At 65.4% G+C, this 22,205-nt stretch carries 18 protein-coding genes; 7 read left to right on the top strand and 11 right to left on the bottom strand.

The genetic code is table 11. The annotated features are described in order from the left end of the window. Window positions 1–112 precede the first annotated feature (112 nt). The gene (gene cls, locus ACUXH0_RS06390) at window positions 113–1,546 is read left to right on the top strand and encodes a cardiolipin synthase (RefSeq protein ID WP_182594035.1); all 1,434 of its coding nucleotides are present in this window, start codon (window positions 113–115) and stop codon (window positions 1,544–1,546) included. Between the two features lie 92 nt (window positions 1,547–1,638). Next, on the top strand, window positions 1,639–2,901 hold the full coding sequence (locus ACUXH0_RS06385) for an MFS transporter (protein WP_182594034.1): 1,263 nt from the start codon (window positions 1,639–1,641) through the stop codon (window positions 2,899–2,901). Between the two features lie 56 nt (window positions 2,902–2,957). On the opposite strand, the gene ACUXH0_RS06380 is transcribed toward ACUXH0_RS06385, so the two are convergent. The 9 genes from ACUXH0_RS06380 to ACUXH0_RS06340 all read right to left on the bottom strand — a co-directional run bounded on the left by ACUXH0_RS06380 (window position 2,958) and on the right by ACUXH0_RS06340 (window position 14,717). Then, window positions 2,958–4,325 carry an MATE family efflux transporter gene (locus ACUXH0_RS06380; RefSeq protein WP_182594033.1) on the bottom strand — a complete coding sequence of 456 codons (1,368 nt, stop codon included), beginning with the start codon at window positions 4,323–4,325 and terminating at the stop codon, window positions 2,958–2,960. Beyond that, window positions 4,322–4,936, bottom strand: a complete 615-nt coding sequence (locus ACUXH0_RS06375; protein ID WP_012430238.1) for a DUF2239 family protein — start codon at window positions 4,934–4,936, stop codon at window positions 4,322–4,324. Before ACUXH0_RS06375 ends, ACUXH0_RS06380 begins: the two co-directional genes overlap by 4 nt. A 110-nt stretch (window positions 4,937–5,046) precedes the next feature. Then, a complete protein-coding gene (locus tag ACUXH0_RS06370) occupies window positions 5,047–7,800 on the bottom strand; it encodes a nitrate reductase (RefSeq protein WP_024542589.1) in 2,754 nt (917 codons plus the stop codon). A 293-nt stretch (window positions 7,801–8,093) separates the two neighbouring features. Continuing rightward, the gene (locus ACUXH0_RS06365) at window positions 8,094–9,326 is read right to left on the bottom strand and encodes an NAD(P)/FAD-dependent oxidoreductase (protein ID WP_012430236.1); all 1,233 of its coding nucleotides are present in this window, start codon (window positions 9,324–9,326) and stop codon (window positions 8,094–8,096) included. Between the two features lie 39 nt (window positions 9,327–9,365). Further along, window positions 9,366–9,704 (bottom strand): nitrite reductase small subunit NirD, encoded by a 339-nt coding sequence (nirD, locus tag ACUXH0_RS06360; RefSeq protein ID WP_012430235.1) that lies wholly within the window; start codon window positions 9,702–9,704, stop codon window positions 9,366–9,368. 26 nt (window positions 9,705–9,730) lie between these two features. Next, a complete protein-coding gene (nirB, locus tag ACUXH0_RS06355) occupies window positions 9,731–12,286 on the bottom strand; it encodes a nitrite reductase large subunit NirB (protein WP_012430234.1) in 2,556 nt (851 codons plus the stop codon). Window positions 12,287–12,300: 14 nt separating this feature from the next. Beyond that, complete coding sequence (locus ACUXH0_RS06350; RefSeq protein ID WP_012430233.1) at window positions 12,301–13,623, bottom strand: MFS transporter; 1,323 nt, start codon at window positions 13,621–13,623, stop codon at window positions 12,301–12,303. A gap of 384 nt (window positions 13,624–14,007) precedes the next feature. Further along, a complete protein-coding gene (locus ACUXH0_RS06345) occupies window positions 14,008–14,301 on the bottom strand; it encodes a hypothetical protein (RefSeq protein ID WP_012430232.1) in 294 nt (97 codons plus the stop codon). Between the two features lie 161 nt (window positions 14,302–14,462). After that, complete coding sequence (locus tag ACUXH0_RS06340; protein WP_004627540.1) at window positions 14,463–14,717, bottom strand: GlsB/YeaQ/YmgE family stress response membrane protein; 255 nt, start codon at window positions 14,715–14,717, stop codon at window positions 14,463–14,465. Window positions 14,718–14,925: 208 nt separating this feature from the next. On the opposite strand from ACUXH0_RS06340, the gene ACUXH0_RS06335 reads away from it, so the two are divergent. The 4 genes from ACUXH0_RS06335 (at window position 14,926) to ACUXH0_RS06320 (ending at window position 18,595) form a co-directional block, all read left to right on the top strand. Then, the gene (locus ACUXH0_RS06335) at window positions 14,926–15,486 is read left to right on the top strand and encodes a GbsR/MarR family transcriptional regulator (protein WP_009240564.1); all 561 of its coding nucleotides are present in this window, start codon (window positions 14,926–14,928) and stop codon (window positions 15,484–15,486) included. A 15-nt stretch (window positions 15,487–15,501) separates the two neighbouring features. Continuing rightward, window positions 15,502–16,875: a cytochrome ubiquinol oxidase subunit I gene (locus ACUXH0_RS06330; RefSeq protein WP_182594032.1), complete on the top strand. Its 1,374-nt coding sequence runs from the start codon at window positions 15,502–15,504 to the stop codon at window positions 16,873–16,875. Further along, window positions 16,872–17,903 carry a cytochrome d ubiquinol oxidase subunit II gene (locus ACUXH0_RS06325; RefSeq protein WP_004627546.1) on the top strand — a complete coding sequence of 344 codons (1,032 nt, stop codon included), beginning with the start codon at window positions 16,872–16,874 and terminating at the stop codon, window positions 17,901–17,903. Before ACUXH0_RS06330 ends, ACUXH0_RS06325 begins: the two co-directional genes overlap by 4 nt. A 260-nt stretch (window positions 17,904–18,163) precedes the next feature. Then, entirely contained in the window at window positions 18,164–18,595 is a 432-nt protein-coding gene (locus tag ACUXH0_RS06320) for a PGDYG domain-containing protein (RefSeq protein WP_012430229.1), read from the top strand. A 4-nt stretch (window positions 18,596–18,599) separates the two neighbouring features. On the opposite strand, the gene ACUXH0_RS06315 is transcribed toward ACUXH0_RS06320, so the two are convergent. Beyond that, a complete protein-coding gene (locus ACUXH0_RS06315; protein WP_012430228.1) occupies window positions 18,600–19,529 on the bottom strand; it encodes a hypothetical protein in 930 nt (309 codons plus the stop codon). Between the two features lie 184 nt (window positions 19,530–19,713). On the opposite strand from ACUXH0_RS06315, the gene ACUXH0_RS06310 reads away from it, so the two are divergent. Beyond that, window positions 19,714–20,610 (top strand): oxygenase MpaB family protein, encoded by an 897-nt coding sequence (locus ACUXH0_RS06310; protein ID WP_012430227.1) that lies wholly within the window; start codon window positions 19,714–19,716, stop codon window positions 20,608–20,610. Window positions 20,611–20,621: 11 nt separating this feature from the next. On the opposite strand, the gene ACUXH0_RS06305 is transcribed toward ACUXH0_RS06310, so the two are convergent. Then, a complete protein-coding gene (locus tag ACUXH0_RS06305; protein WP_012430226.1) occupies window positions 20,622–22,202 on the bottom strand; it encodes an MDR family MFS transporter in 1,581 nt (526 codons plus the stop codon). Window positions 22,203–22,205 lie beyond the last annotated feature (3 nt).

The following is a 22,205-nucleotide window of genomic DNA, read 5'->3' as shown; positions in this document are numbered from 1 at the left end:
ACTGCACGGTCAGACTACGCGAGATATCAGCCGAGGCAGTATCCGTGTTTGTCCGACGCCACCTGGAGCGTGTCAAAATGGCCCACGGTGCGCCCTCTTCCCGCTGCGTTCGATGCTGACCAACACCACCGCATTTGCCGCCTTTCTCTTTCTTGTGCACTCCGTGGGCGTGCTCGCGGCCATGCATGCCGTGCTGACCGTGCGTACGTCCCAGGGCGCCATCGCCTGGGCCATCTCACTGGTCACGCTGCCGGAATTCACGCTGATCCCGTATCTGATCTTCGGGCGGAGCACCTTTGCGGGCTATGTGGATGCGCGGCGCTTTCACAACGCCCGCCTGCGCGAAATCACCCTGTCCGACGACTGGCGCCGCCTGCGCGACCATGAATCGAGCGTGGTCGCGCCGCAGCACACCTGCATGCAGGCTTTGCCGCGCCTAACTGGCACACCGTGCCTGGCACGCAACCGCGTACGGTTGCTCGTCAACGGCGCGGAAACCTTCGAGGCCATCTTTGCGGCCATTGCGCAGGCGCGCCGGGTGCTGATCGTGCAGTTCTTCATCGTGCACGACGACACGCTTGGCCGCCGACTCGCCGAACTGCTGCTCGATCGCGCGCGGGCCGGGGTGCGCGTCTACTTTCTTTTCGACAGCATCGGCTGCCACGCGCTGCCTCGCCGCTATGTGCAGCGGCTCATTGACGGCGGCGTACACGCCAAGCCGTTCTCCACCCATGCCGGGTTCGTCAACCGCTTCCAACTCAATTTCCGCAACCACCGCAAGCTCGTGGTGGTGGACGGTGAACGCGCTTACGTGGGCGGCCACAACGTCGGCAACGAATACATGGGCGAAAAGCCGCCGCTTGCTCCGTGGCGCGACACGCATATCGAGATCGTCGGTGCGGCGGTGATGGACCTGCAGCTCACCTTTGCCGAAGACTGGTACTGGGCTGCCCGCGAAGTGCCGCAGCTGATCGTGCCCGAACTGCGGCCGGAAGAAGACATGGTCTGCCAGGTGGTCGCCAGCGGCCCAGCCGACAAGCAGGAAACCTGCTCGCTGTTCTTCATGGAGGCCATTCAGTCGGCGCGCAAGCGGCTGTGGATCACGTCGCCGTACTTCATTCCGGACGAAGCGGTGTTTGCCGCGCTGCGCCTGGCCGTGCTGCGCGGGGTGGACGTGCGCATCCTGATCCCGTCGCGGCCGGACCATCACATGGTGTTCCTGGCGTCTACGTTGTATGCGTATCAGGCGATCCGCGCGGGCGTGAAGATCTACCGCTACCTGCCCGGCTTCCTGCACCAGAAGGTCGTGCTGATCGACGACGAGGCCGCCGCCGTGGGCAGTGCCAACCTCGACAACCGTTCGTTCCGCCTGAACTTCGAACTGATGATCATGACCGCCGACTCGCGCTTCGCCAACGACGTCGCGCAGATGCTCGAAGTCGATTTTGCCGAAGCCGCCCGCGTTGGCCGTGACGAATACGAACATGCACACCCGCTGCGCCGCGTGATCATGCACGTGGCCAAGCTGTTCGCGCCCATCCTGTAGACACGGTCGCGCTCCGAATTTGCCCGCAAGAAGCGGAGCGCATCCAGAGATCACCATCCCTACCCTGAAGCGGACCTCTTCAGGAGTGTGCGATGTCCGATCCCCATGACCCTGCTGTCGACCATCTGCCGCCGGGCTTCAACCGGCTGGCGGGTTGCAACCTGGCCGCGCAGTCTGCCGAACAGATTGCGCTGGCCGCCATGCCAATGGTGGCGGTGCTCACCCTGCATGCCGACGCCAGCACGGCGAGCTGGCTGCAAGTGGCGCTCACGCTGCCCTTCGTGCTGTTTGCCATTACCATCGGCATGCTGGCGGACCGTTGGCCCAAGCGCGCGTTGATGGCCGGTGCGGAGGCGGTGCGCGCACTGGCCTTGTTTGTTGTAGCGGGCCTGTTGGCGGCCGGGCGGCTGAACCTGGCTGCGCTGGGCGTGTTGGGCTTCGTTGCGGTGTGCGGCACGGTGGTGTTCAGCGTGGCGGCGCCCGCGCTGGTGCCGTCGCTCGTGCCGGCAGCAATGCTCGCGCGCGCAAACGGCCGCATCGAGTTGGCGCGCACGGTTGCATTTGCCTGCGGGCCGGCCATCGGCGGCGCGTTGATCGGCTGGACAGGCGCGATGGCGGCGTTCGTGCTGGCGGCGGCGTTGTCCACCATGGCTTCGGCAATGTTGGCTGGCGTGACCGCTCAGGAGCCCGTGGCACGGCGTGCGGCGCACCCGCTGCGAGACATTGCCGAAGGCGCGCGCTTCGTGTTTCAGCATCCGCTGCTGCGGCCGGTGTTCATCACGCAGTTTGTCTTCACCATGGCCTTCTTCATGGTGTCGGCCATCTTCGTCCCGTATGCGGCGCAGCGGTTGAACCTCACTGCGCAGGCGATCGGGCTGACGCTCGGCATGTACGGCGCGGGCATGGTGGTCGGCGCGCTGCTGGCCGCGCGGATTCTCGCGCGCTGGCGCTTCGGCCATGTGGTGGCGACGGGCCCCGTGTGCGGACTGGCCGGCGGTGTGCTGCTTGCGGCCACGCTGTGGCAGCCCTGGCCCGCACTGGCACAAGCCGGCTTCTTTCTGCTCGGTTGCGGGCCGATTCTTTGGGTGGTGAGCACAACAACGCTGCGGCAGACGGTGACGCCGCCCGCGCTGCTGGCACGCGTATCCGCAGTCAATGTGATGTCGTATGGCGCTCGGCCGGCCGGCGCGGCAATGGCGGCGTGGCTCGCCGCACACGCCGGTGTGGGGGCGTGCCTGGTGGTGGCGGTGGCGGGCTTTGCCCTGCAGTTGCTGTGCATCGTGCAATCGCCCGCAGTGCAGTTGGTGCGTCAACCGCGTGCGGACGATGCGTCGGCCGGGCTCGAGCCTGCCTGAGCCGCATTGGCATCGCGACCACCGCGCCGCCTCTCGATCAGCCGGCAGCGGTGGCGTCAAACCATGCGGCGGATGCCGAACCGCTGCGCGCGGCGTCGCCACACGAGCGCGTAGTACAGCCCCTGCATCACGAACATGGCGAGGAAGGCAGCCGGATACGCCGCCCAGATGCCGTCGGTGCCGATATGCCGGCTCAGCACCCAGGCCACCGGCACTTCCACCGCCGCAATGGCGAGGATGGAAATCGCCGTGGGCGCCATCACCGTGCCGCTCGAGCGCATCACGCCCGAGAAGACGCTCGCCATGCCAAAGATGACCGAACTCCACAGCGAGATATGCAGCAGGCTCTGGGCAAGGCTCATCACTTCTGCGCTGGTGGTGAACCAGCCGATGACCGCGCGCGAAAACAGCAACGCCATCAGCACCAGCACACCGGTAATCGCAACGTTGAGCCACAGCCCGGTGCGCGTGATGGCATCGAGCCGCTCCGTATTGCCCGAGCCGATGGCTTGCGCACCGAGGATGGACGCCGTGATCGCAATCGACATGGCGGGAAACTGCACGTAGCTGATGATCTGCGTGCCGGCGCCGTAGGCGGCCGTCGCGTCGGAGCCGAAGCCGTTGACGAATGACAGCAGCGCCAGCTCGGCAATCGAGATGACCACAAGCTGCACGCCCGTCGGCACACCGATCTTCAGCACGGTCTTGAGCACACCAAAATCGACCCACAAGTGCCGGGCCAGCACGGCATCGGGCGCGAGCGGATGGTTGCGGCGGCGCAGGAAGAATGCGAGCCACACCAGCGCGATCGTGAACGAAATGATGGTCGCCGCGGCGCCGCTTGCCACGCCCAGTTGCGGCAGGCCGAACCAGCCGCGAATGAAGGTCGGCGTCAGCACCAGCCCGATCGCCGTCGACAGCGCGAGGGTGCGCAGCGGCGTGCGCGTATCGCCCACGCCGCGCATCATCGCCGTGGCAAGCAGGTAGACGAACAGGCCCGGCATGGCATAGAGCATGACGCTGGCGTAGAGCGTGGCGTCTTGCAGGATATCGGCCGGCGTGCCGAGCCAACCCAGCAGCGCGTTGGCGAACGGGCCACCGAGCAGCGCCACCGCCAGGCCCACGATGAAACCCACGGAGAGCGTGGTGCCGGCAACGGTCTTGACCGCCTCGGGCTTCTTGGCGCCCCAGGCCTGCCCGATCAACACCGCCGCTCCCGACCCCAACCCGATGATGAAGGCGATGAAGAAGAACAGGATCGGGAAAAACGCCGACACCGCGGCGAGCGCCTTCACGCCCAGCATGTGGCCCACATAGACGTTGTTAAGCGTGCCCGACAACGATTGCAGAATGTTGGCCAGGATCAGCGGGCCGAGAAATGCAATGAATGTTCGCCACAACGGGCGAGCAGCAGGCGCTGTCATGCAGCCTCCTGTTGGGGATTGAAGGCCCGGCTCGCCAGCTCGCGCGCAAAGTCGCGCACGTCGGCAGGCCAGGAATGTGTGAGGGATTCGAACGCGACGGCATCTGCGGCAAACAGGGCGCGCGTGGCCTCTTCAAAGCCCGCGGCATCGCCCGCCATGGCCGACATGAAACGGTACGCCGCCTCCTGCGCAACGCGGCGGCGGTCGGCGCCTTCGGCAGCGCGGCGCGCGTCTTCCACGAGCTTGCGCAGCGTGACCGACGCCCCGCCCGGCTGCGCGGCCAGCCAATCCCAGTGGCGCGGCAGCAAGGTGACCTCGCGGGCAATCACGCCCAGCTTGGGGCGGCCAGGGCCACGCGGGCGACTTTCCGACTCAGCGGGTTGCGTGGCAGACGGCGCGGTTGAATCGAGACGGGCAAGCACGTCTCCCACCGTGCCGCGCAAGTCGAATTCCACCGGCTGTGCGGTGGTGTGGTCGAACACCAGCACCTGCGATTCAGGGTGTGCATCGACGTGGATCTTGACGACCCGGGCGACGTCGCGGACGGGCCCAGCGGCCAGGCGCCGGGTGCCGGCAAATGCCGTGCACGCGTGGATTGCTGCGGCAACCATGAGAAACGCTCCTGCTGAAGTTTCAACAGGAACAAATTCTACCCGGGTTTAATTGAGTGTCAATATTACCCGGGCAGAAAGCAACTGTCGCGCGCAACGTGACGCAAGCGTCATGCCGCCTGCTGAACGCGCGCCTCCACCAGCAACCGCTTGAGTTCCGGCACGCACGAGCCGCAATTGCCGCCCGCCTTCAGGCAGGCCGTGATCTCGCCGGTGGATTGCAGGCCCTTGGTGCGGATGGCATCGCAGATGGTGTTACGGCCCACGCCAAAGCACGAGCAAACGGTTGGCCCCACGTCGACGCCGGCTTCGATCGGCTGGCCAAGCAGCACGCCCGCACGATCGAGGTCTTCCAGGCGCTCTTGTGCGAACAGGCCAGCCAGCCAGTTGCGCGACGGCAGATCCGGGCGCGGTGAGAGAAACACGCAGGCTTCGATGCGATCGTCCACCACGTGCACGGCGCGGTAGACACGCGCGGTCGCGTCTTCGTATTCGAGCCAGTCGGCGTGCGGGTCAGTCACGCCGAGCAGCGTGCGCGCCCAATCGTGTACGGAGCCAAGGTGCTGGCGGCCGGCCAGCTCATAGCGCAGGAACTGCTTGCCCTGAATCCGCGTCCACCAGGTTGCATCGTCGGTGTCCAGTGCGCGCCGCGAGAGCACAAAACCGTGCCACGCCACATCAAACGGCTCGACCATCACCGGCGTGTGCTTGAACTCCGGCTCGCCGGACACCGGGTCGACCACCGGATTGACGACCGCACCCACGCGCGCATCGGAAGCAAACTGGCCGTTCCAGTGGATCGGTACGAACACGCTGCCGCGCGCGATACCGCCCGTCATGCGCACACGCGCCACCACACTGCCCCAGCGCGACGACACGCGCGCCAGGCCGCCTTCGCGCACGCCGGCCAGCAGCGCATCGTGCGGGTGCAGATCGACGAACGGTTCGGGCACGTGATCGGCCAGCCTGGGCGCGCGGCCGGTGCGCGTCATGGTGTGCCATTGGTCGCGCACGCGGCCGGTGTTGAGAATGAGCGGATATTCACCATCTGCCGCATGCGCGGGCGCACGGGCAGGCGTCGGCACGAAACGCGCGCGACCATCGGCGTGGGCGAAGCGGCCATCGCTGAAGAGCCGCGCTTCGCCGTTGCCCGACGTTGCGACGGGCCATTGCACCGGCGACATGCCGTCGTATGCCCCGGCGTCGAGCCCGGCCAGGCCGCCGAGGTGGAAGGCGCGGCGGACGCCGCTCGCATCGTTGGCGTAAGCGGACAGGCGCGCGTGCTCGTCGAACACATCGCGCGGGCTCTTGAAGTCAAAGCCGTCGTAACCCATGCGGCGTGCAACGTCGGCGATGATGTCCCAGTCCGCACGTGCCTCGCCGGGGGCCTGCAGAAAGGCGCGCTGGCGCGAGATGCGGCGCTCGGAGTTCGTCACCGTGCCGTCTTTCTCGCCCCAGCCGAGCGCGGGCAGCAGGATGTCGGCCAGCACGGTGGTGTCGGTGGCTTCAACGATGTCGGAAGCGACGACGAGTTCGCACTTGGCCAGGGCGCGGCGCGCCTGGTCCGCATCGGGCAGGCTGACCACGGGGTTGGTGCCCATGATCCACACGGCCTTGACGCGCCCGTCTTCAATGGCCTTGAACAGGTCGACCGCCTTGAGGCCCATCTTGTCGGCCATGCGCGGCGACGCCCAGAACGTCTGCACGAGGTCGCGATGCGACGGATCATTCAGCTCCATATGCGCGGCCAGCATGTTGGCCAGACCGCCCACTTCGCGGCCACCCATAGCATTCGGCTGTCCGGTAATCGAAAACGGCCCCATGCCCGCGCGGCCGATGCGGCCGGTGAGCAAGTGGCAGTTGATGATGCTGTTGACCTTGTCCGTGCCCGCCGTCGACTGATTGACGCCCATCGAGAAGGCGGTGATGGTGCGCTCGGTATCGGCAAACCAGCTGTAGAAGGTGAGCAGATCGTCGAGCTTGAGCTTGCAGGCCTTGGCGACGGCTTCGACGTCGTCGCTCTCGGTGCCGGCAGCTTCCAGCGCGGCGTCCGGGCCGTTGGTGTGCAGCGTGACGAAGTTCCTGTCGACCACGCCGCGCCGCGAGAGAAACGACAGCAGGCCGTTGAACAGCGACACATCGGTGCCGGGCTTGATGGGCAGATGCAGATCGGCCAGCTCGCAGGTGGCCGTGTGGCGCGGGTCAACCACCACCACTTTCATCTCGGGCCGCGCTTCCTTGGCGCGCATGATGCGCTGGAACAGGATCGGGTGACACCACGCCGTGTTCGAGCCCACCAGCACGATGAGGTCCGCCGTTTCCAGATCGTCATAGCAGACGGGCACGAGGTCTTCGCCAAACGCGCGCTTATGCCCCGCCACGGCCGACGACATGCATAGTCGAGAGTTCGTATCGATGTTGGCGGTGCCGATGAAGCCCTTCATCAGCTTGTTGGCGACGTAGTAGTCCTCGGTCAGCAACTGGCCGGAAACGTAGAGCGCGACGGAATCCGGACCGTGCTCTTCGGCGATGCGGCGAAAGCCTTGCGCGACGGCGTCGAGCGCGGTGTCCCACGAGACGCGCTGTAATGGCGCCGGCTTGGTGAACTCCGGAGCGTCCACGTCACGCGAGCGCTCGCGCATGGCCGGGTAAAGCAACCGGCCGTCCAGGCTCACGGTCTCGCCCAGCGCGGAGCCCTTTACGCACAGGCGCCCTGCGTTGGCTGGGTGCGTCGGATCGCCTTGAATGCTGACACTGCCATCCGCTTGCGGGGTCGCGAGCACGCCGCAGCCGACGCCGCAGTATGGGCAGGTGGTGCGCACGGCGTCCGTTACTGGGTGAATGGGGATGGTCGTCATCGTCATCTCTGTATTGCTGTGCGTATGGAGTACATCCCTTGTTTCATCCCCTGCCGGGGCTGACTCACTTTTCTTTGTCTTGCCAAAGAAAAGTAAGCAAAAGAAAGGCGCGCCCGAGATGGCGACTTCCCCTTGGATTTTTGTAACCGGGCGGGGAAGGAGGCAAACTCGCTTCGCTCAGACAAGCCTCCTTCCTTTTTCCGCCCGCTTACAGAAATTCAAGGCGCCATCTAGGGCAGGAACGGCCAAACCGGCTGCGTGCAAGCGGTGTTGCCGGTTTCGTGTCTTGTAGGTGTTCATTACGCCGCCTCCGCTTCGCAGAGCGCGCGGCCAAACAACAGGCGCTGGCGGATCGACGTGATGGGCACCTCGCGTTGGATCAGGTCGAAGTACCACGGGCCGTCGGCTACATCGCCGTAGAGGACTGCGCCGACGATACGGTCTTCCTTCAGCACCAGGCGCTTGTAGACGCCGCGGCGCGGGTCGCGGAGCACGATGTCTTCGGTGCCGTCGCCGCCGATGAAATCGCCTGCCGAATACAAGTCCACGCCGGTGACCTTCAACTTGGTGGCCGTGGCCTGCTGGACATAGCGGCGGTGCCCTGCGCCGGCCAAATGTGCGGCACACACGCGGGCCTGGTCCCAGATGGGTGCAACGAGGCCGAACGTTGCGCTGCGGTGCTGCACGCATTCGCCCACGGCGTAGATGCGCGGGTCGTAGGTCTGCAGCGTGTCGTCAACGATGATGGCGCGTTCGCAATGCAGGCCGGCCGCCTTGGCAAGCTCGATGTTCGGGCGCACGCCGGCCGTCATGACGACGAGGTCGGCGGGGATCTCGGTGCCATCCTTGAAGCGCACGGCGCTCACGCGGTCGGTGCCCAGCAGCTCCGCCGTGTGGGCGCCCAGCAGGAAGCGCAGGCCCTTGGCCTCCAGCGCCTTCTGCAACAGAAGGGCGGCCGGCTTGTCGAGCTGGCGCTCCATCAGGCTGTCGGGCAGGTGCACCACGGTCACGTCCATGCCCTGGCGCATGAGGCCATTGGCGGCTTCGAGCCCCAGCAGCCCACCGCCGATGACGACTGCATGCCGATGATTGCGCGCGGCTTCCAGCATCGTCTCCACGTCCTGGATGTCGCGGAAGGCGATCACGCCAGGCAGCAGATGCCCCGGCACCGGCAGGATGAACGGACGCGAGCCGGTGGCGATCAGCAGGCGGTCATAGCGCATCTCCACGCCGTCTCGCGAGCGCAGCGTGCGGCGGGGGCGGTCGATGGCGACGACCGGGTCGCCGGCGTGCAGCGTGATGTGGTTCTGGTCGTACCACTCGCGCGTGTTGAGCATGATGTCGTCAACCTGCTTTTCGCCGGCCAGCACAGGCGAGAGCAGGATGCGGTTGTAGTTGCCGTGCGGCTCTTCGCCAAACACGGTGATGTCGTACAGGTCCGGCGCGAGCTTGAGCAATTCTTCGACCGTGCGCATGCCGGCCATGCCATTGCCGATCACGACCAGCTTGGGGCGTACGGTCTTGGCGTTCATGCTGCCCTCTCCTGAAGGTTGTCGGTCATTGGAATCGGCTCATGCCGCTACCCACACCTTGCCGTCTTCCACCTTGGTCGCGTAGGCGTGCACGGAGTTGGCCGGCGCTTCCAGGCACTCGCCCGTGGTCAGATCGAAATGCTGCTTGTAGATCGGCGATGCGACGACGATGCGCTCACCCAGGTTGCCGACCAAGCCGCGCGAGAGCACGGCGGCGTCGGAGTTCGGATCGTAGTTGCCGATGGCGTACACGCCTTGCGTCGTGTTGCCGCCGACACGGAACACCGCAACCTGGTCACCTTCCACCAGCGCGCAGACGCCGGTGTTGGGAACGATGTCGTCCAGGGCACAGATCGGGGTCCAACGGGATGCTTGCATGGCGTCCTCCTCTTCCTCTATCAGGCTCAAGCGGCCTCAGCAACAACAGGAATGCGCACGGGCCGCGTCTTGGCACGCTCCTCGACCGTGGCAGGGCGGATCTGGCCACGCTCCTCGACGAAGACGACATTCGCATCCTTGGCTTCGCTGTTGACGAAGTGGCGGAAGCGCTTGCGCACGTCAGGGTTCGTCACGGCCGTCTTCCATTCGTCCTGGTAGGTATCGACCACGTGCTGCATCTCGGCTTCGAGTTCGGCCACGATGCCCAGCTTGTCGTTGATCACCACATCCTTCAGATAGTCGAGACCGCCTTCGAGGTTGTCGCGCCATGTGCTGGTGCGTTGCAGGCGGTCGGCCGTGCGCACGTAGAACATCAGGAAGCGGTCGACATACTTGATGAGCGTTTCCTGATCGAGGTCGGCCGCCAGCAGTTCGGCATGGCGGGGTTTCATGCCGCCGTTGCCGCACACATACAGGTTCCAGCCTTTCTCGGTGGCGATGATGCCGACGTCCTTGCCCTGCGCTTCGGCGCATTCCCGCGTGCAGCCGGAGACGCCAAACTTGATCTTGTGCGGCGAGCGCAGGCCCTTGTAGCGGTTCTCCAGCGCAATCGCAAAACCCACTGAATCGCCCACGCCATAGCGGCACCACGTCGAGCCCACGCACGACTTCACCGTGCGCAGCGATTTGCCGTACGCGTGACCCGACTCGAAGCCGGCCGCGATCAGCTCTTCCCAGATCAGCGGCAACTGCTCCAGCCGCGCCCCGAACAGATCGACACGCTGGCCGCCCGTGATCTTGGTGTACAGGTCGTATTTCTTGGCGACCTGGCCCACGGCGATCAGGCCGTCTGCCGTCACCTCGCCGCCGGGCATGCGCGGCACCACGGAGTACGTCCCGTCCTTCTGGATGTTGGCGAGAAAGTAGTCGTTGGAATCCTGCAGGCTGGCGTGCTCTTTCTTGAGGACGAAGTCGTTCCAGCACGAAGCAAGGATGCTCGCGACGGCGGGCTTGCAAATGTCGCAGCCCATGCCGCTGCCATGCGCTTCCAGCAGCGCCTCGAACGACTGGATGCGGCCCACGCGCACCAGGTGATACAGCTCCTGACGCGAATACGGAAAGTGCTCGCAGATGTGGTTGTTGACGGCCAGGCCTTGCTTCTTCATCTCGGCTTTCATCACCTGCGTCATGAGCGGCACACATCCGCCACACGAGGTGCCGGCCTTGGTGGCATCCTTGAGCGCGCCCACGGTGGTGGCGCCGGCGCACACCGCCTGGCACAGCGCGCCTTTCGATACGTCGTTGCACGAACAGATCTGCGCGCTATCGGGCAGCGCATCCACGCCCAATGCGGGGCGCGCATTGCCATCGGCCTGCGGCAGGATCAGGAATTCCGGCGCCTCGGGCAGCTCGATGCGGTTGAGCATCATCTGCAGCAGCGTGCCGTATTCCGCCGCATCGCCCACCAGCACGCCGCCCAGCAGGTACTTGCCGTCTTCCGACACCACCAGCTTCTTGTAGATCTGCTTGCGCTCGTCGGTGAACTGCACGCTGCGGCTGCCCGGCGTCACGCCCTGCGCATCGCCCAGGCTGGCGACATCCACGCCCATCAGCTTGAGCTTGGTGCTCATGTCGGCGCCGCTGAACTCCGACGCATCGTCGGCGGCCAGGATCTGCTTGGCGGTGATGCGCGCCATCTCGTAGCCGGGCGCAACCAGGCCGTAGATTTTGCCGCCCCACAGCGCGCATTCGCCAATCGCGTAGACGTCCGGCGCCGAGGTACGGCATTCGGAGTCGATCACGATGCCGCCGCGCTCGCCCACTTCCAGCCCGCAAGCGCGCGCCAGTTCGTCGCGCGGGCGGATGCCGGCCGAGAAGACGACCATGTCCGCTTCCAGGTGCGTGCCGTCGGCAAAGTTCAGGCGGTGCGTCGCGGTTTCGCCATCAACGATCTCCGACGTGTTCTTCTGCGTGTGGACGGTCACGCCGAGGTCTTCGATCTTCCGGCGCAGCATGCGGCCGCCGCCGTCATCCACCTGCATCGCCATCAGGCGACCGGCAAACTCGACCACATGCGTTTGCAGGTTCATGTCGCGCAGCGCCTTGGCGCATTCCAGCCCCAGCAGCCCGCCGCCGATCACGACGCCGGTCTTGGCGCGCTGGCCGCATTCGGCCATCGCTTCGAGGTCTTCGATGGTGCGATAGACGAAGCAGTCCTTGCGGTCGCGGCCCGGTACGGGCGGCACGAACGGCGACGAGCCCGAAGCGAGGACAAGCTTGTCGTACGGCAGCACCTCGCCGGTCGAGGCCGTCACCGTTTTGGCGGTGATGTCGATGGCCGTGGCGCGGGCGTTGAGCTTGAGCACCACGTCGTCGCGGTCAAAGAAGCCCGGCGCCACGAGCGAGAGCTCTTCCGCCGTCTTGCCCGTGAAGAATTCCGACAGGTGCACGCGGTCGTAGGCGGGGCGCGGCTCTTCGCACAGCACCGTCACCTGGAGGTGATGGCCCGGAGCATGCAGCAGGCTTTCCAGAAACTTGTGGCCCACCATTCCGTGGCCAATGACGACGATCTTCATGGTCATGGTGATGTCCTCTTTCAGGCGTTGCCGGCGGCGGCCAGCGTGTTGTCGTACAGCGCTTGTTCGCGTGCCTTGTGTTCTGCCGAGAAACGCACGGCAATGGCGCAGATAGCTGACAGCGCCACCAGCACGCCGAGGATGGACAGCGTGGCCTGCGTATCGGCCATGCCCTTGAGCAGGAAGCCCGCCGCCACCGCGCCGGCGTTGCCGCCCGCACCGATGATGCCGGCCACACCGCCGAGCGCACGGCGGTCAATGAACGGCACCAGCGCATACGTGGCACCGCATGCCATATGCGTGAACAGGCCGAAGCCCAGCATCGCAAGAATGGCCACCGGCACGCTGCCTGCATGGGCAAAGCCGAACAGGCCCAGGCCCTCGCCCATCATCAGCACGCACAGCAGTTGGGTGCGCGCATCCAGGCCACGCTTGGCGGCCACGCGGTCCGACACGATGCCGCCCAGCGCGCGGGCAAACAGCGCCAGCAGGCCGAAGCTGGCCGCGGCCATGCCGGCAGCCGAGAGCGACAGGCCGAAGTGATCGACGTAGTAGGTGGCGGCGATGTTATGGATGAAGATCTCCACGCCAAAGCACGCGCCGTAGGTAATGAACAGCAGCCACACCCGGTAGTTGCCGGCGGCGGCCACAAAGCTGCCCCAGCCGCCCTTCTTGCCGCCTTCGATGGTCTTGCCGGCGGCGCGCAGTGCGCTGAAGTTGCCTTCCGGGCAGTCCTGCGTATAGCGCCAGTACAGCGCCGCGACGAGCAGCATCGCCACGCCCGGCACCACCATGGCCAGACGCCAGCCCATGCTCTGCGTCACGCCCATCATCACGATGGCGGTCAGCAGCAGCGGCATCGTGCCTTGCGCCACACCGCCGCCTGCGTTGCCCCAGCCGGCCGCCGCCGCGTTGGCGGTGCCCACCACGTTTGGCGCGAACATGACCGACGTGTGGTACTGCGTGATGACGAAGCTCGCGCCAATCGCGCCGATCGCCAGGCGGAAGAACAGGAAGGTCTCGTAGCTTTGCGCAAGTGCCACGCCCAGCACGGGGATGGCCCCCAGCAGCAGCAAACCGGTATAGGTCTTGCGCGGGCCGAAGCGGTCGCACAGCGGGCCGACGATCAGCCGCACCAGGATCGTCACCGCCACCGCCGCGATGTTGATGTTGGCGATCTGCCCCGGCGTGAGGTGGAACTCGCCCTTGAGCACCGGCATGAGCGGCGCGCAGGCGAACCACGCGTAGAAACACACGAAGAACGCGAGCCACGTCAGATGGAAGGCGCGCATCTGCGGCGTACGCAGGCTGAACAGGTCGATTCGGGTGGCTTTGCCGGTCATGTTGAATCCCAATCAGGGGCCAAAAAAAAGAAAGGCGTCCGAGAGCCCGGCTGCACTAGCCAGGGTCTGGGACGCCGTTGTCCAAGTAGCCCTGAGCACCAGGGCCTTCACCACGAAGAGCACGGATCGCCTTTGATTCGTGCAATGGTGCTACGCAACAGGTATGCCAGGCTCACAAAGCCTTGTCCTATCGCGGTTTACAGGAAATTGGCCAGACACCGGCCAGGGCGCGTGCCTCACACACGGGCACCGCACCGCACGCTTTCGGTGCAGACACGATTCGGGATGGTGCGGCACAGCAAATGCGTCGGCCGCCGCCAAGGGCGACCGGCGCATCTCGTGCATGACCGATAGGAAGGGAAGCTGCCGGATCAGGTTTCGGCGTCAGTAGCCGTGCGTCACGATCGACAGCACCGAGAGATCCGGATGCGTGCCGTCGACAATGCTGCGCGCCACGTGTACGGCTTCCTCCATGGCCTCTTCGGGGCTGCGGAAGGTATCGTCGCCATCTGCGTGAAAGGGCACGACATGACCGGGCAACTGTGGATCGGCGCCGGGGTGGCACACGTAGCCGGTGTAGGTGTAGCGCAAGGAGTTTGCCCGTGTCGGGCTTGGAACAACGTGAATTTCGAACCCTTCGTAGAGTTCTTGCGGTGCGGTGGTGAGCTGGTCAGACATGGTGGCCTCGCCGGGTTAGCGTGTACCGGCCCCGCCGGCGCTTGTGGCGCGGCGCGGCTGCCCTTGGTTCAACCAGTCTAGGTGATGCGGTGCATGTTGAAATCCGGCGGTTGGATGACATGCGCATCCACCGCCGTTCTTGGCGCCGGTGCCGGCTCGCGCTATGCGCGCTTGATTAGCCGGATGATGAACAGCAGGATCACCGCGCCGATCACCGCCGTGATGATCGAGCCGATCCACCCGCCGCCCAGCGAGATGCCGAGCACCCCCGCCAGCCATCCGCCGATGAACGCACCGACGATGCCGACCACGATGTCGACGAAGATGCCGAAACCGCCGCCCTTGACCAGGATGCCGGCCAGCCAGCCCGCCACCGCGCCAATGATCAACCAGGCAATCAAACCATGTGAGGCCATGTTTGCGCTCCAGAGAATGTGCGTTTTGAGGGACGTTACCGCATAGGCATAGTAGGCGAAGACAGCACAATCGCGATGTGCGTTCGACGGGGTTTTTGCAATTGCGTCGGGCTCAATCTGAGCATCCCGCGACAGCGCGCCACATTGCACTGCAGGGCAGGACGCCTAAAATTTCAGAAATTCCTGAAAATTGAGAAAGATCAAAACAATGCAACTCTCTCCCTTGAAACAGCGCTTCGTCCTGCATTTCGGCGAGATGGGCAGCCGCTGGGGCATCAACCGCACCGTCGGGCAGATCTACGCGCTGCTCTATGCTGCGCGCGAGCCGATCAACGCGGACGAGATCGCCGAGTCGCTGGGCTTCTCCCGCTCGAACGTGAGCATCGGGCTCAAGGAGCTGGAGTCGTGGAAGCTGGTGCGGCTGTCGCACAAACCGGGCGACCGGCGCGAATACTTTTCGGCCCCTGACGACATCTGGACCATCTTCCGCACGCTGGCGGAAGAACGCCGCAAGCGGGAGATCGACCCCACGCTTTCGCTGCTGCGCGACGTGATGCTCGAATCCCCCACGGATCCGGATGACCGCCACGCGCAAGCGCGCATGAAACAGATGTACGAGCTCATCACGCTCATGACCAACTGGTTTGACGACGTGCAGAAGCTCGACGCCGAATCGCTGCAGCAACTCATGAAGATGGGCGCCAAGGTGCATAAGTTGCTGGAAATGAAGAACAAGCTTGCCGTTGTCGTTGGCGGCAAGTCCAAGTAGCCCCCGAGAAAGCCCATGTCACTCGATCCCGTTGTCCTGGCGCGCATCCAGTTTGGCGCCAACATCACCTTCCACATCCTCTTTCCCACCATCAGCATTGCGCTGGCGTGGGTGCTTCTGTTCTTCAAGCTGCGCTATCGCAAGACCGGTGACGAGGCCTGGATGGCCGCCTATCGCCTTTGGGTGAAGGTCTTCGCATTGACGTTCGCGCTGGGCGTGGTATCCGGCGTGACGATGAGCTTTCAGTTCGGCACGAACTGGCCTGGCTATATGAATACCGTCGGCAATATCGCCGGGCCGCTGCTGGCGTATGAAGTGCTGACCGCGTTCTTTCTGGAAGCCAGCTTTCTCGGGATCATGCTGTTCGGCACGGGCCGTGTGAGCCCGCGCATCCACACATTCGCGACATTCCTTGTCGCGTTGGGCACGACCATCTCAGTGTTCTGGATCATCGCGCTCAATTCGTGGATGCAGACACCCGCCGGCTACGTGATGATCGACGGCCGCGCGCATCCGCAAAGCTGGCTGGCGATCATCTTCAACCCGTCGTTTCCCTACCGGTTCACGCACATGCTGCTGGCTTCGGGGCTGACGGTGTCGTTCCTGCTGGCGGGGTTGTCCGCTTACCGCTGGCTGCGCAACGACCGCGGTGGCGACGTGCGTGCGGCGCTCAAGACCGGCGTGGTGCTTGCCGCCATGCTCATCCCGTTGCAGATTGCCGCCGGAGATGCGCACGGCCTGAATACGCTGGAGCATCAGCCTGCCAAGCTGGCCGCGATGGAAGGCATCTGGCAAACCGAACGCGGTGTGCCGGCCGTGCTGTTCGGCATTCCCGATGCAGCAACGCGCAGCAATCGCCACGAGATCGCGGTGCCGAAGGTGGCATCGCTGTATCTCACGCACTCGCTCGACGGCGAAGTGCGGGGGCTCGATCAGTTCGATCAGCATCCGCCCGTGCTGCCCGTGTTCTTCGCCTTCCGCCTGATGGTGGGCGTTGGCTTGCTGATGCTGGCGGTGTCGTGGACCAGCGCCTGGCGCCTTCGCCGCAATGGTGAACTGCCGCGCTGGCTGGCGCGCACCCTCGTCGCCATGACGTTCTCCGGCTGGGTGGCGGTGGTGGCCGGCTGGTACGTGACCGAGATCGGCCGGCAACCGTGGCTTGTCTACGGCGTGCTGACCACCGCGCAGGCCGCCTCATCCGTGCCCGCGCGGATGATCGGCAGCACGCTGGCGATGTATCTCGCGCTGTACGCGTTCCTCATCGCCTCCTACATTGGCGTGGTGTTCTATCTGGCCCGCAAGGCCGGCGGCGCCATCGACCCGACCGATGCCGACATCCCCGGCAAGCACACCTCTGAACTTTCCGCGCCCGTCGCGAGCCACGCATGAGCACCATTCCTGACCTCACCCAACCCGCCGGCTGGCTGCCGGTGGTCTTCATGGCCCTGATGGGGATCGCCGTGCTGGCCTACGTCGTCCTGGACGGCTACGACCTGGGCGTCGGCATCCTGCTGCGCCGCGCCGACGACGCCGAGAAGGACACCATGATCGCCTCCATCGGCCCGTTCTGGGACGCCAACGAAACCTGGCTCGTGCTCGGGGTCGGGCTGTTGCTGGTGGCGTTTCCGGCCGCGCATGGCGAGATCCTGGGCGCGCTGTATCTGCCGGTGGCGCTGATGCTGTTCGGGCTCATCCTGCGTGGCGTGGCATTCGACTTTCGCGTCAAGGCACGCGCGCACCACAAGCCGTGGTGGAATCGCGCGTTCTATGCCGGCTCTGTCATTGCCACCGCAGCGCAGGGCCTGATGCTCGGGCTGTACATCACCGGCTTCCAGTACGACGCGGCCAACGTCATCTTTGCGATCTGCACGGCAGGCGGCCTGATTGCCGGCTACCTGCTGCTGGGCGCCACGTGGCTCATCATGAAGACGGAAGGCGCGCTGCAGCTGCGCGCGGTGCTGTGGGCACGCGGCAGCCTCTGGTTTACCGCGTTGGGCGTGGCCGCCGTGTCGCTGGCGACGCCGTGGGTCAGCACTCGCGTATTCGACAAATGGTTTGCGCTGCCGAACATCATCCTGCTGGCGCCCGTGCCGCTGGTGACAATCGTGCTGTTCCTGCTGATCGACTGGGTACTGCGCCGCCTGCCGCAGCAGATTGCGAAGGGCGATGAACACCTCGTCTGGGCGCCGTTCGTCGGCACCGGCGCCATCTTTCTGCTGGCCTTCAACGGCCTGGCCTACAGCCTCTTCCCGTATCTCGTGGTGGACCGGCTCGACATCTGGCAAGCGGCCAGCGCGCCGGAATCGCTCGAGTTCATGCTGGTGGGCGTGGCCATCGTGCTGCCGACCATCGTCGGCTACACGATCTACTCGTACAAGGTGTTCCACGGCAAGGCGACGGAGTTGCGGTACTACTGAGTCAGCTACGAGCGCAGATACTTCCGCCCGGTGCTGTCTTGACGCTCGACTAGCCTTGCGGCCGGCGCTGCGGCAGCACCCACAACATCGCGCCCACGGCTTCCGCCTGCGAGCGCGTGCAAGTCTTTTCAAACATGGCTCGCAGTTGCCAGCGTACAGACGACCGAAGCGGTAGATCATCGTCTGCCGATAGGCGACCATTTGCGCTACGCTTACGACCTTTCGCCCGACCTCGCCTTCATTGCCTTCTGCGTCACCTCATGCCTACCCTGCAACACGTCGACCTGCGCACGGACCCCGCCGCCCGCCCTTTTGTGAAAGACGAGACCGTCCACGTCGACTTTGCCGCCCAAGCCGGCGAGCTGATGAGCCTGGAAGGCCCGAACCGCTACGCCCCTGGAGATGCACTGATCACCGGCTCAACCGGCGACCGCTGGGTCGTTTCGCGCGAGCGTTTCGATGCGAAGTACGTTCCCGCCGATGCATCGTTCGCGCATGGTCAGGCTGGCGCTTACCGCAACCGCCCCAGCGTGGTGCTGGCCAAGCAGATGCGTGAAGCGTTCTCGTTGGCGCGGTCCGAAGCCGGTGACGTACTGCATGGCCACCCCGGCGACTGGGTGCTCCAGTACGCCCCCGGCGACTACGGCGTCGTGCAGGCGCAGCGCTTCGCCAAGGTCTACCGCCCGGCCTGAAGCGCTACTGCGCCGCCTGCTGCTGGCGCTCGACTTCGTGGTGCTTCATCTGCAGGTAGTCCTGCCGCTCCACTTCGTGCAACTGGCGTGCGTACTGCTCGGTGGCGTTGAACCACGTGTTCAGCCGCTGCTGCAAACGCTTGTCCGGCGGCGCAGACAGCGACTTCAGATACGCATCGATGGCGAGGTAGTAGCGCATCGTGTTGCGCTCAAGCAGGCCGCGCACGCCGCCCACGAATTCGGGCTCCGCACCCGGCGACGATTCCGCCGTCTTGGTGAACCCGACCTTGCCGCTGCCCACGGTTGCAAGGTACGTGCGCATCGCCAGTCGACCGGCCGCGCCGTAACCATAAGCGTAGGTCAGGTGCAGAAACGTGTGGTTGCCAGTGCCCGGCGCGGGAATGGCCTCCAGCATGATGTGGTAGTCGCGGGTGCTGAGCGGGCCGGAAGCCGCGCTGAGTTCAACGCGAAAGTAATCCGCACTGCTGACAACAGGGTGATAACCAAACTCAAGGCGATAGCTGGCGGAAAGCGAGTCTTCTACCTTGCGGCCGAGGTTCACGTTGAGCACGCTGCTGTCTGCGCCGTGCGTGGCGTGGCAGTACTTGATATTCAGATGCAGGATGAGCACGTCGCACCAGTTGGCAGCACCGTGCTCCGGGTCGCCCAACGCGCCCTTGACGGTGGCAAACGGGTAGTCGAGCACGCTATAGATGTCGCTCTTGAGCCGGTCGGGGGCTTCGGTGGATTCCAGTACCAGCGGGCGATGGAACACGTTATCGGCCAACTGTGGCGCCACGCTCTGGTATTTGTCGCGCAAACCTTGCGCGTTGTCTGCCGCGCGCCCGGGGAGGCTCAGGCATAAGCCGACCAGCAGCGCACTCAGGACAAGCCAGTCCAACCAGGCGGTATGTCGGTGGGGGGTCATAGGCATCGCGTTCTCGTGGGACTGTTCTCCATTCTAGGAGGGGCGGATAAACATGCCGTCGCAACAAATGGTCCTGCACACGCACATCGGCCATGCGGCGTTCTGTCATCACGGCGGGCACCGGGTGCTCCGGTGCGGGTCGGTAGAATAAATACTTCTTCGCCTCGTGCTTCCCAGCACTTTCGGCACCATGCCCTCGCCACTCGTCGCCATTCGCGAACGCATCGCCAACCAGGTCCGCGGCCTGACGCGCGCCACCGGCAGCCTCACCCTCGACATTGCCTCGCCGCCGGGCGACCCGGGCCTGTTCGGCCCCGACGCGGTCTGCTGGAAGGTCCATGCCGATTTTCCGGCGATGATGGCCGGCGGGATCAGCGCGCTGTTGTTGCAAGCGCTGCACCCGCGCGCGCTAGCCGGCGTGTGGGACCACTCGAACTTTCGCGAAGACCTGCAAGGACGCCTGGGCCGGACCGCACAGTTTGTGGCCGGCACCACGTATGGCAGCCGACACGATGCGCTGGCGCTCATCGACCGCGTAAAGACCATCCACGACCGCGTGCAAGGCATCGCGCCCGATGGCCGGCCGTACTCGGCCAACGACCCCGACCTGCTCACCTGGGTACACGTGGCCGAGATGTCGAGCTTCCTGGCGGGCTATCTGCGCTACGCGGATGCCAGCCTGAGCGGCGCGCAGCAGGATCGTTACTTTGAAGAGACCGCGCTGGTGGCCGAAATGCTCGGCGCGCAGGACGTGCCGAAATCGCGGGCGGCGGTCCAGACCTATCTGCATGCGATGCGCGCCGAGCTGGTGGCCAGCGATCGTACGCGCACGGTGGTGGAAGTCTTGATGACGTGGCAGGCGCCGCGCCCGGGGTTGCGCCCGGCGGTCCGCCTCTTCCTGGATGCGGGCATCCAGTTGCTGCCGCCGTGGGCAATACAAATGCTTGATCTCAAGCGGCCGCCGCTGCAGGCGGCGTTTGCGTCGGCGGCCATGCGCACCGTGGCGCCGACGCTGCGTTGGGCACTCTACGAGGGCAGCGTGGCGCGCCGCGCTCGACGGCGGGCGCTGACGCCTGCCACAAGCTAGCGCGGCCAGCCTTACTCGACAGCCTCGGCAAGCGACACCTTGCCGCGCAGCGCCTTCTCTTCCAGCCGCATGACCAACAGCGGCGAAATAACCGACACCGCAGCGGCAAAGAAGAACAGATGCCGGAACGCGCTCTCGCCTGCGCGCTGCAGGGCCTGGGCATCGGCACCGCTGCTGGCAAGCGCGGCATGGAAAAGGTCCATCAGCACGTCGCCACCGGCCGCTACCTGCGCTTCGGGCGCAGCCTGACGCAGCAGCGCAATCAGCACGGACGTCAGCACCGCCACACCCACCGCGCCACCCAGCAGGCGCGAGAAGGCGGTCAGTGCCGTGGCCAGACCCACCGTCTGCGGCGACACCGCATTTTGCGTGGCCACCAGGCCGGTCGGGAACTGCACGCCAATCGACAGGCCAAGCACGATCATCGCCAGGGTCAGCGCCAACACGCTGTGCGGGTCCAGCAGACCCAGCGATGCCACGGCAAACGGCACCACGCATGCGCCACCCAGCATCAGGGGCTTGTAGCGACCGCTGTGCGTCATCCATTTGCCGGCAATGAAGGCGCCAAGCGGAATCGACAGCGTGAGCGGCACGAGGCGCAGCGCGGCGGCATCGGGGCTGGCACCCGCCACCATCTGGAAGCGCAGGGGCATCAGCACCGACGTGGCGATCAGCTGGAAGAAGCACAGGAACAGCGCCAGGCAGCAGATCGTGACGGTACGGACCCGGAACATCGACAGCGGAATGATCGGCTCGACGGCGCGGTTCTCTTGCCAGACAAACGCGCCCAGCAGCACCACCGCCGCCGCCAGCAGGCCAAGGTTTTCGGGCTGCGTGAGCGGCGTGCCCTGCCCCACGCGGGTGATCATCAGCAACAGCGCTGTCAGGCCTCCGGCAAACAGCACCACGCCGGGCACGTCGATGGGGCGGCGCTGATGCGCCACCGGCAGATGCCGAAGCGTGCGGCGCACGACGAACAGCGCGACGATGCCCAGGGGCAGGTTGATCCAGAAAATCCAGCGCCACGAGAGGTAATGCGTCAGATAGCCACCGATCACCGGTCCGGCGAGGCTGGCCATGGCCCACATGCCGCTCACGTAGCCCTGGTAGCGGCCACGCTCGCGCAGCGGCACCACATCGGCGATCGTGGCCTGCGATACCGAGATCAGACCGCCGCCGCCCAGCCCCTGCAGCACGCGTGCAAACAACAGCATCGGCATGCTGGTCGCCACCGCACACGCCACCGACGCCAGCACGAACAGCACGATGGCCGTCGTCAGCATGGCGCGGCGGCCGTAGAGGTCACTCAATTTGCCGTAGATGGGCGTCACCACCGTGGACGCCACCAGATACGCCGACACCAACCAGGCCATCAGCGCAAAGCCGTTGAATTCGCCCGCGATCACGGGCAAGGCCACCGCAACGATGGTTTGCTCCAGCGCGCCCAGCAAGATGGCGAGCATCAGCCCGCCCATCACTGCCATCACCGGAATTTCAGGCACGGGTAGCGCATCCAGCGGGCTGGATGCCGACGCGATGGGCGCAGTAGGCGTGTCTGGCTTGGGCGGTTCAATGCTCGGGCGGGAGGACATGGG

It is taken from the genome of Ralstonia sp. 110700041-2 (assembly GCF_056280165.1).
Note: the sequence above shows the minus strand (reverse complement) of the source record. Positions and strands in the feature narration are given on the sequence as shown.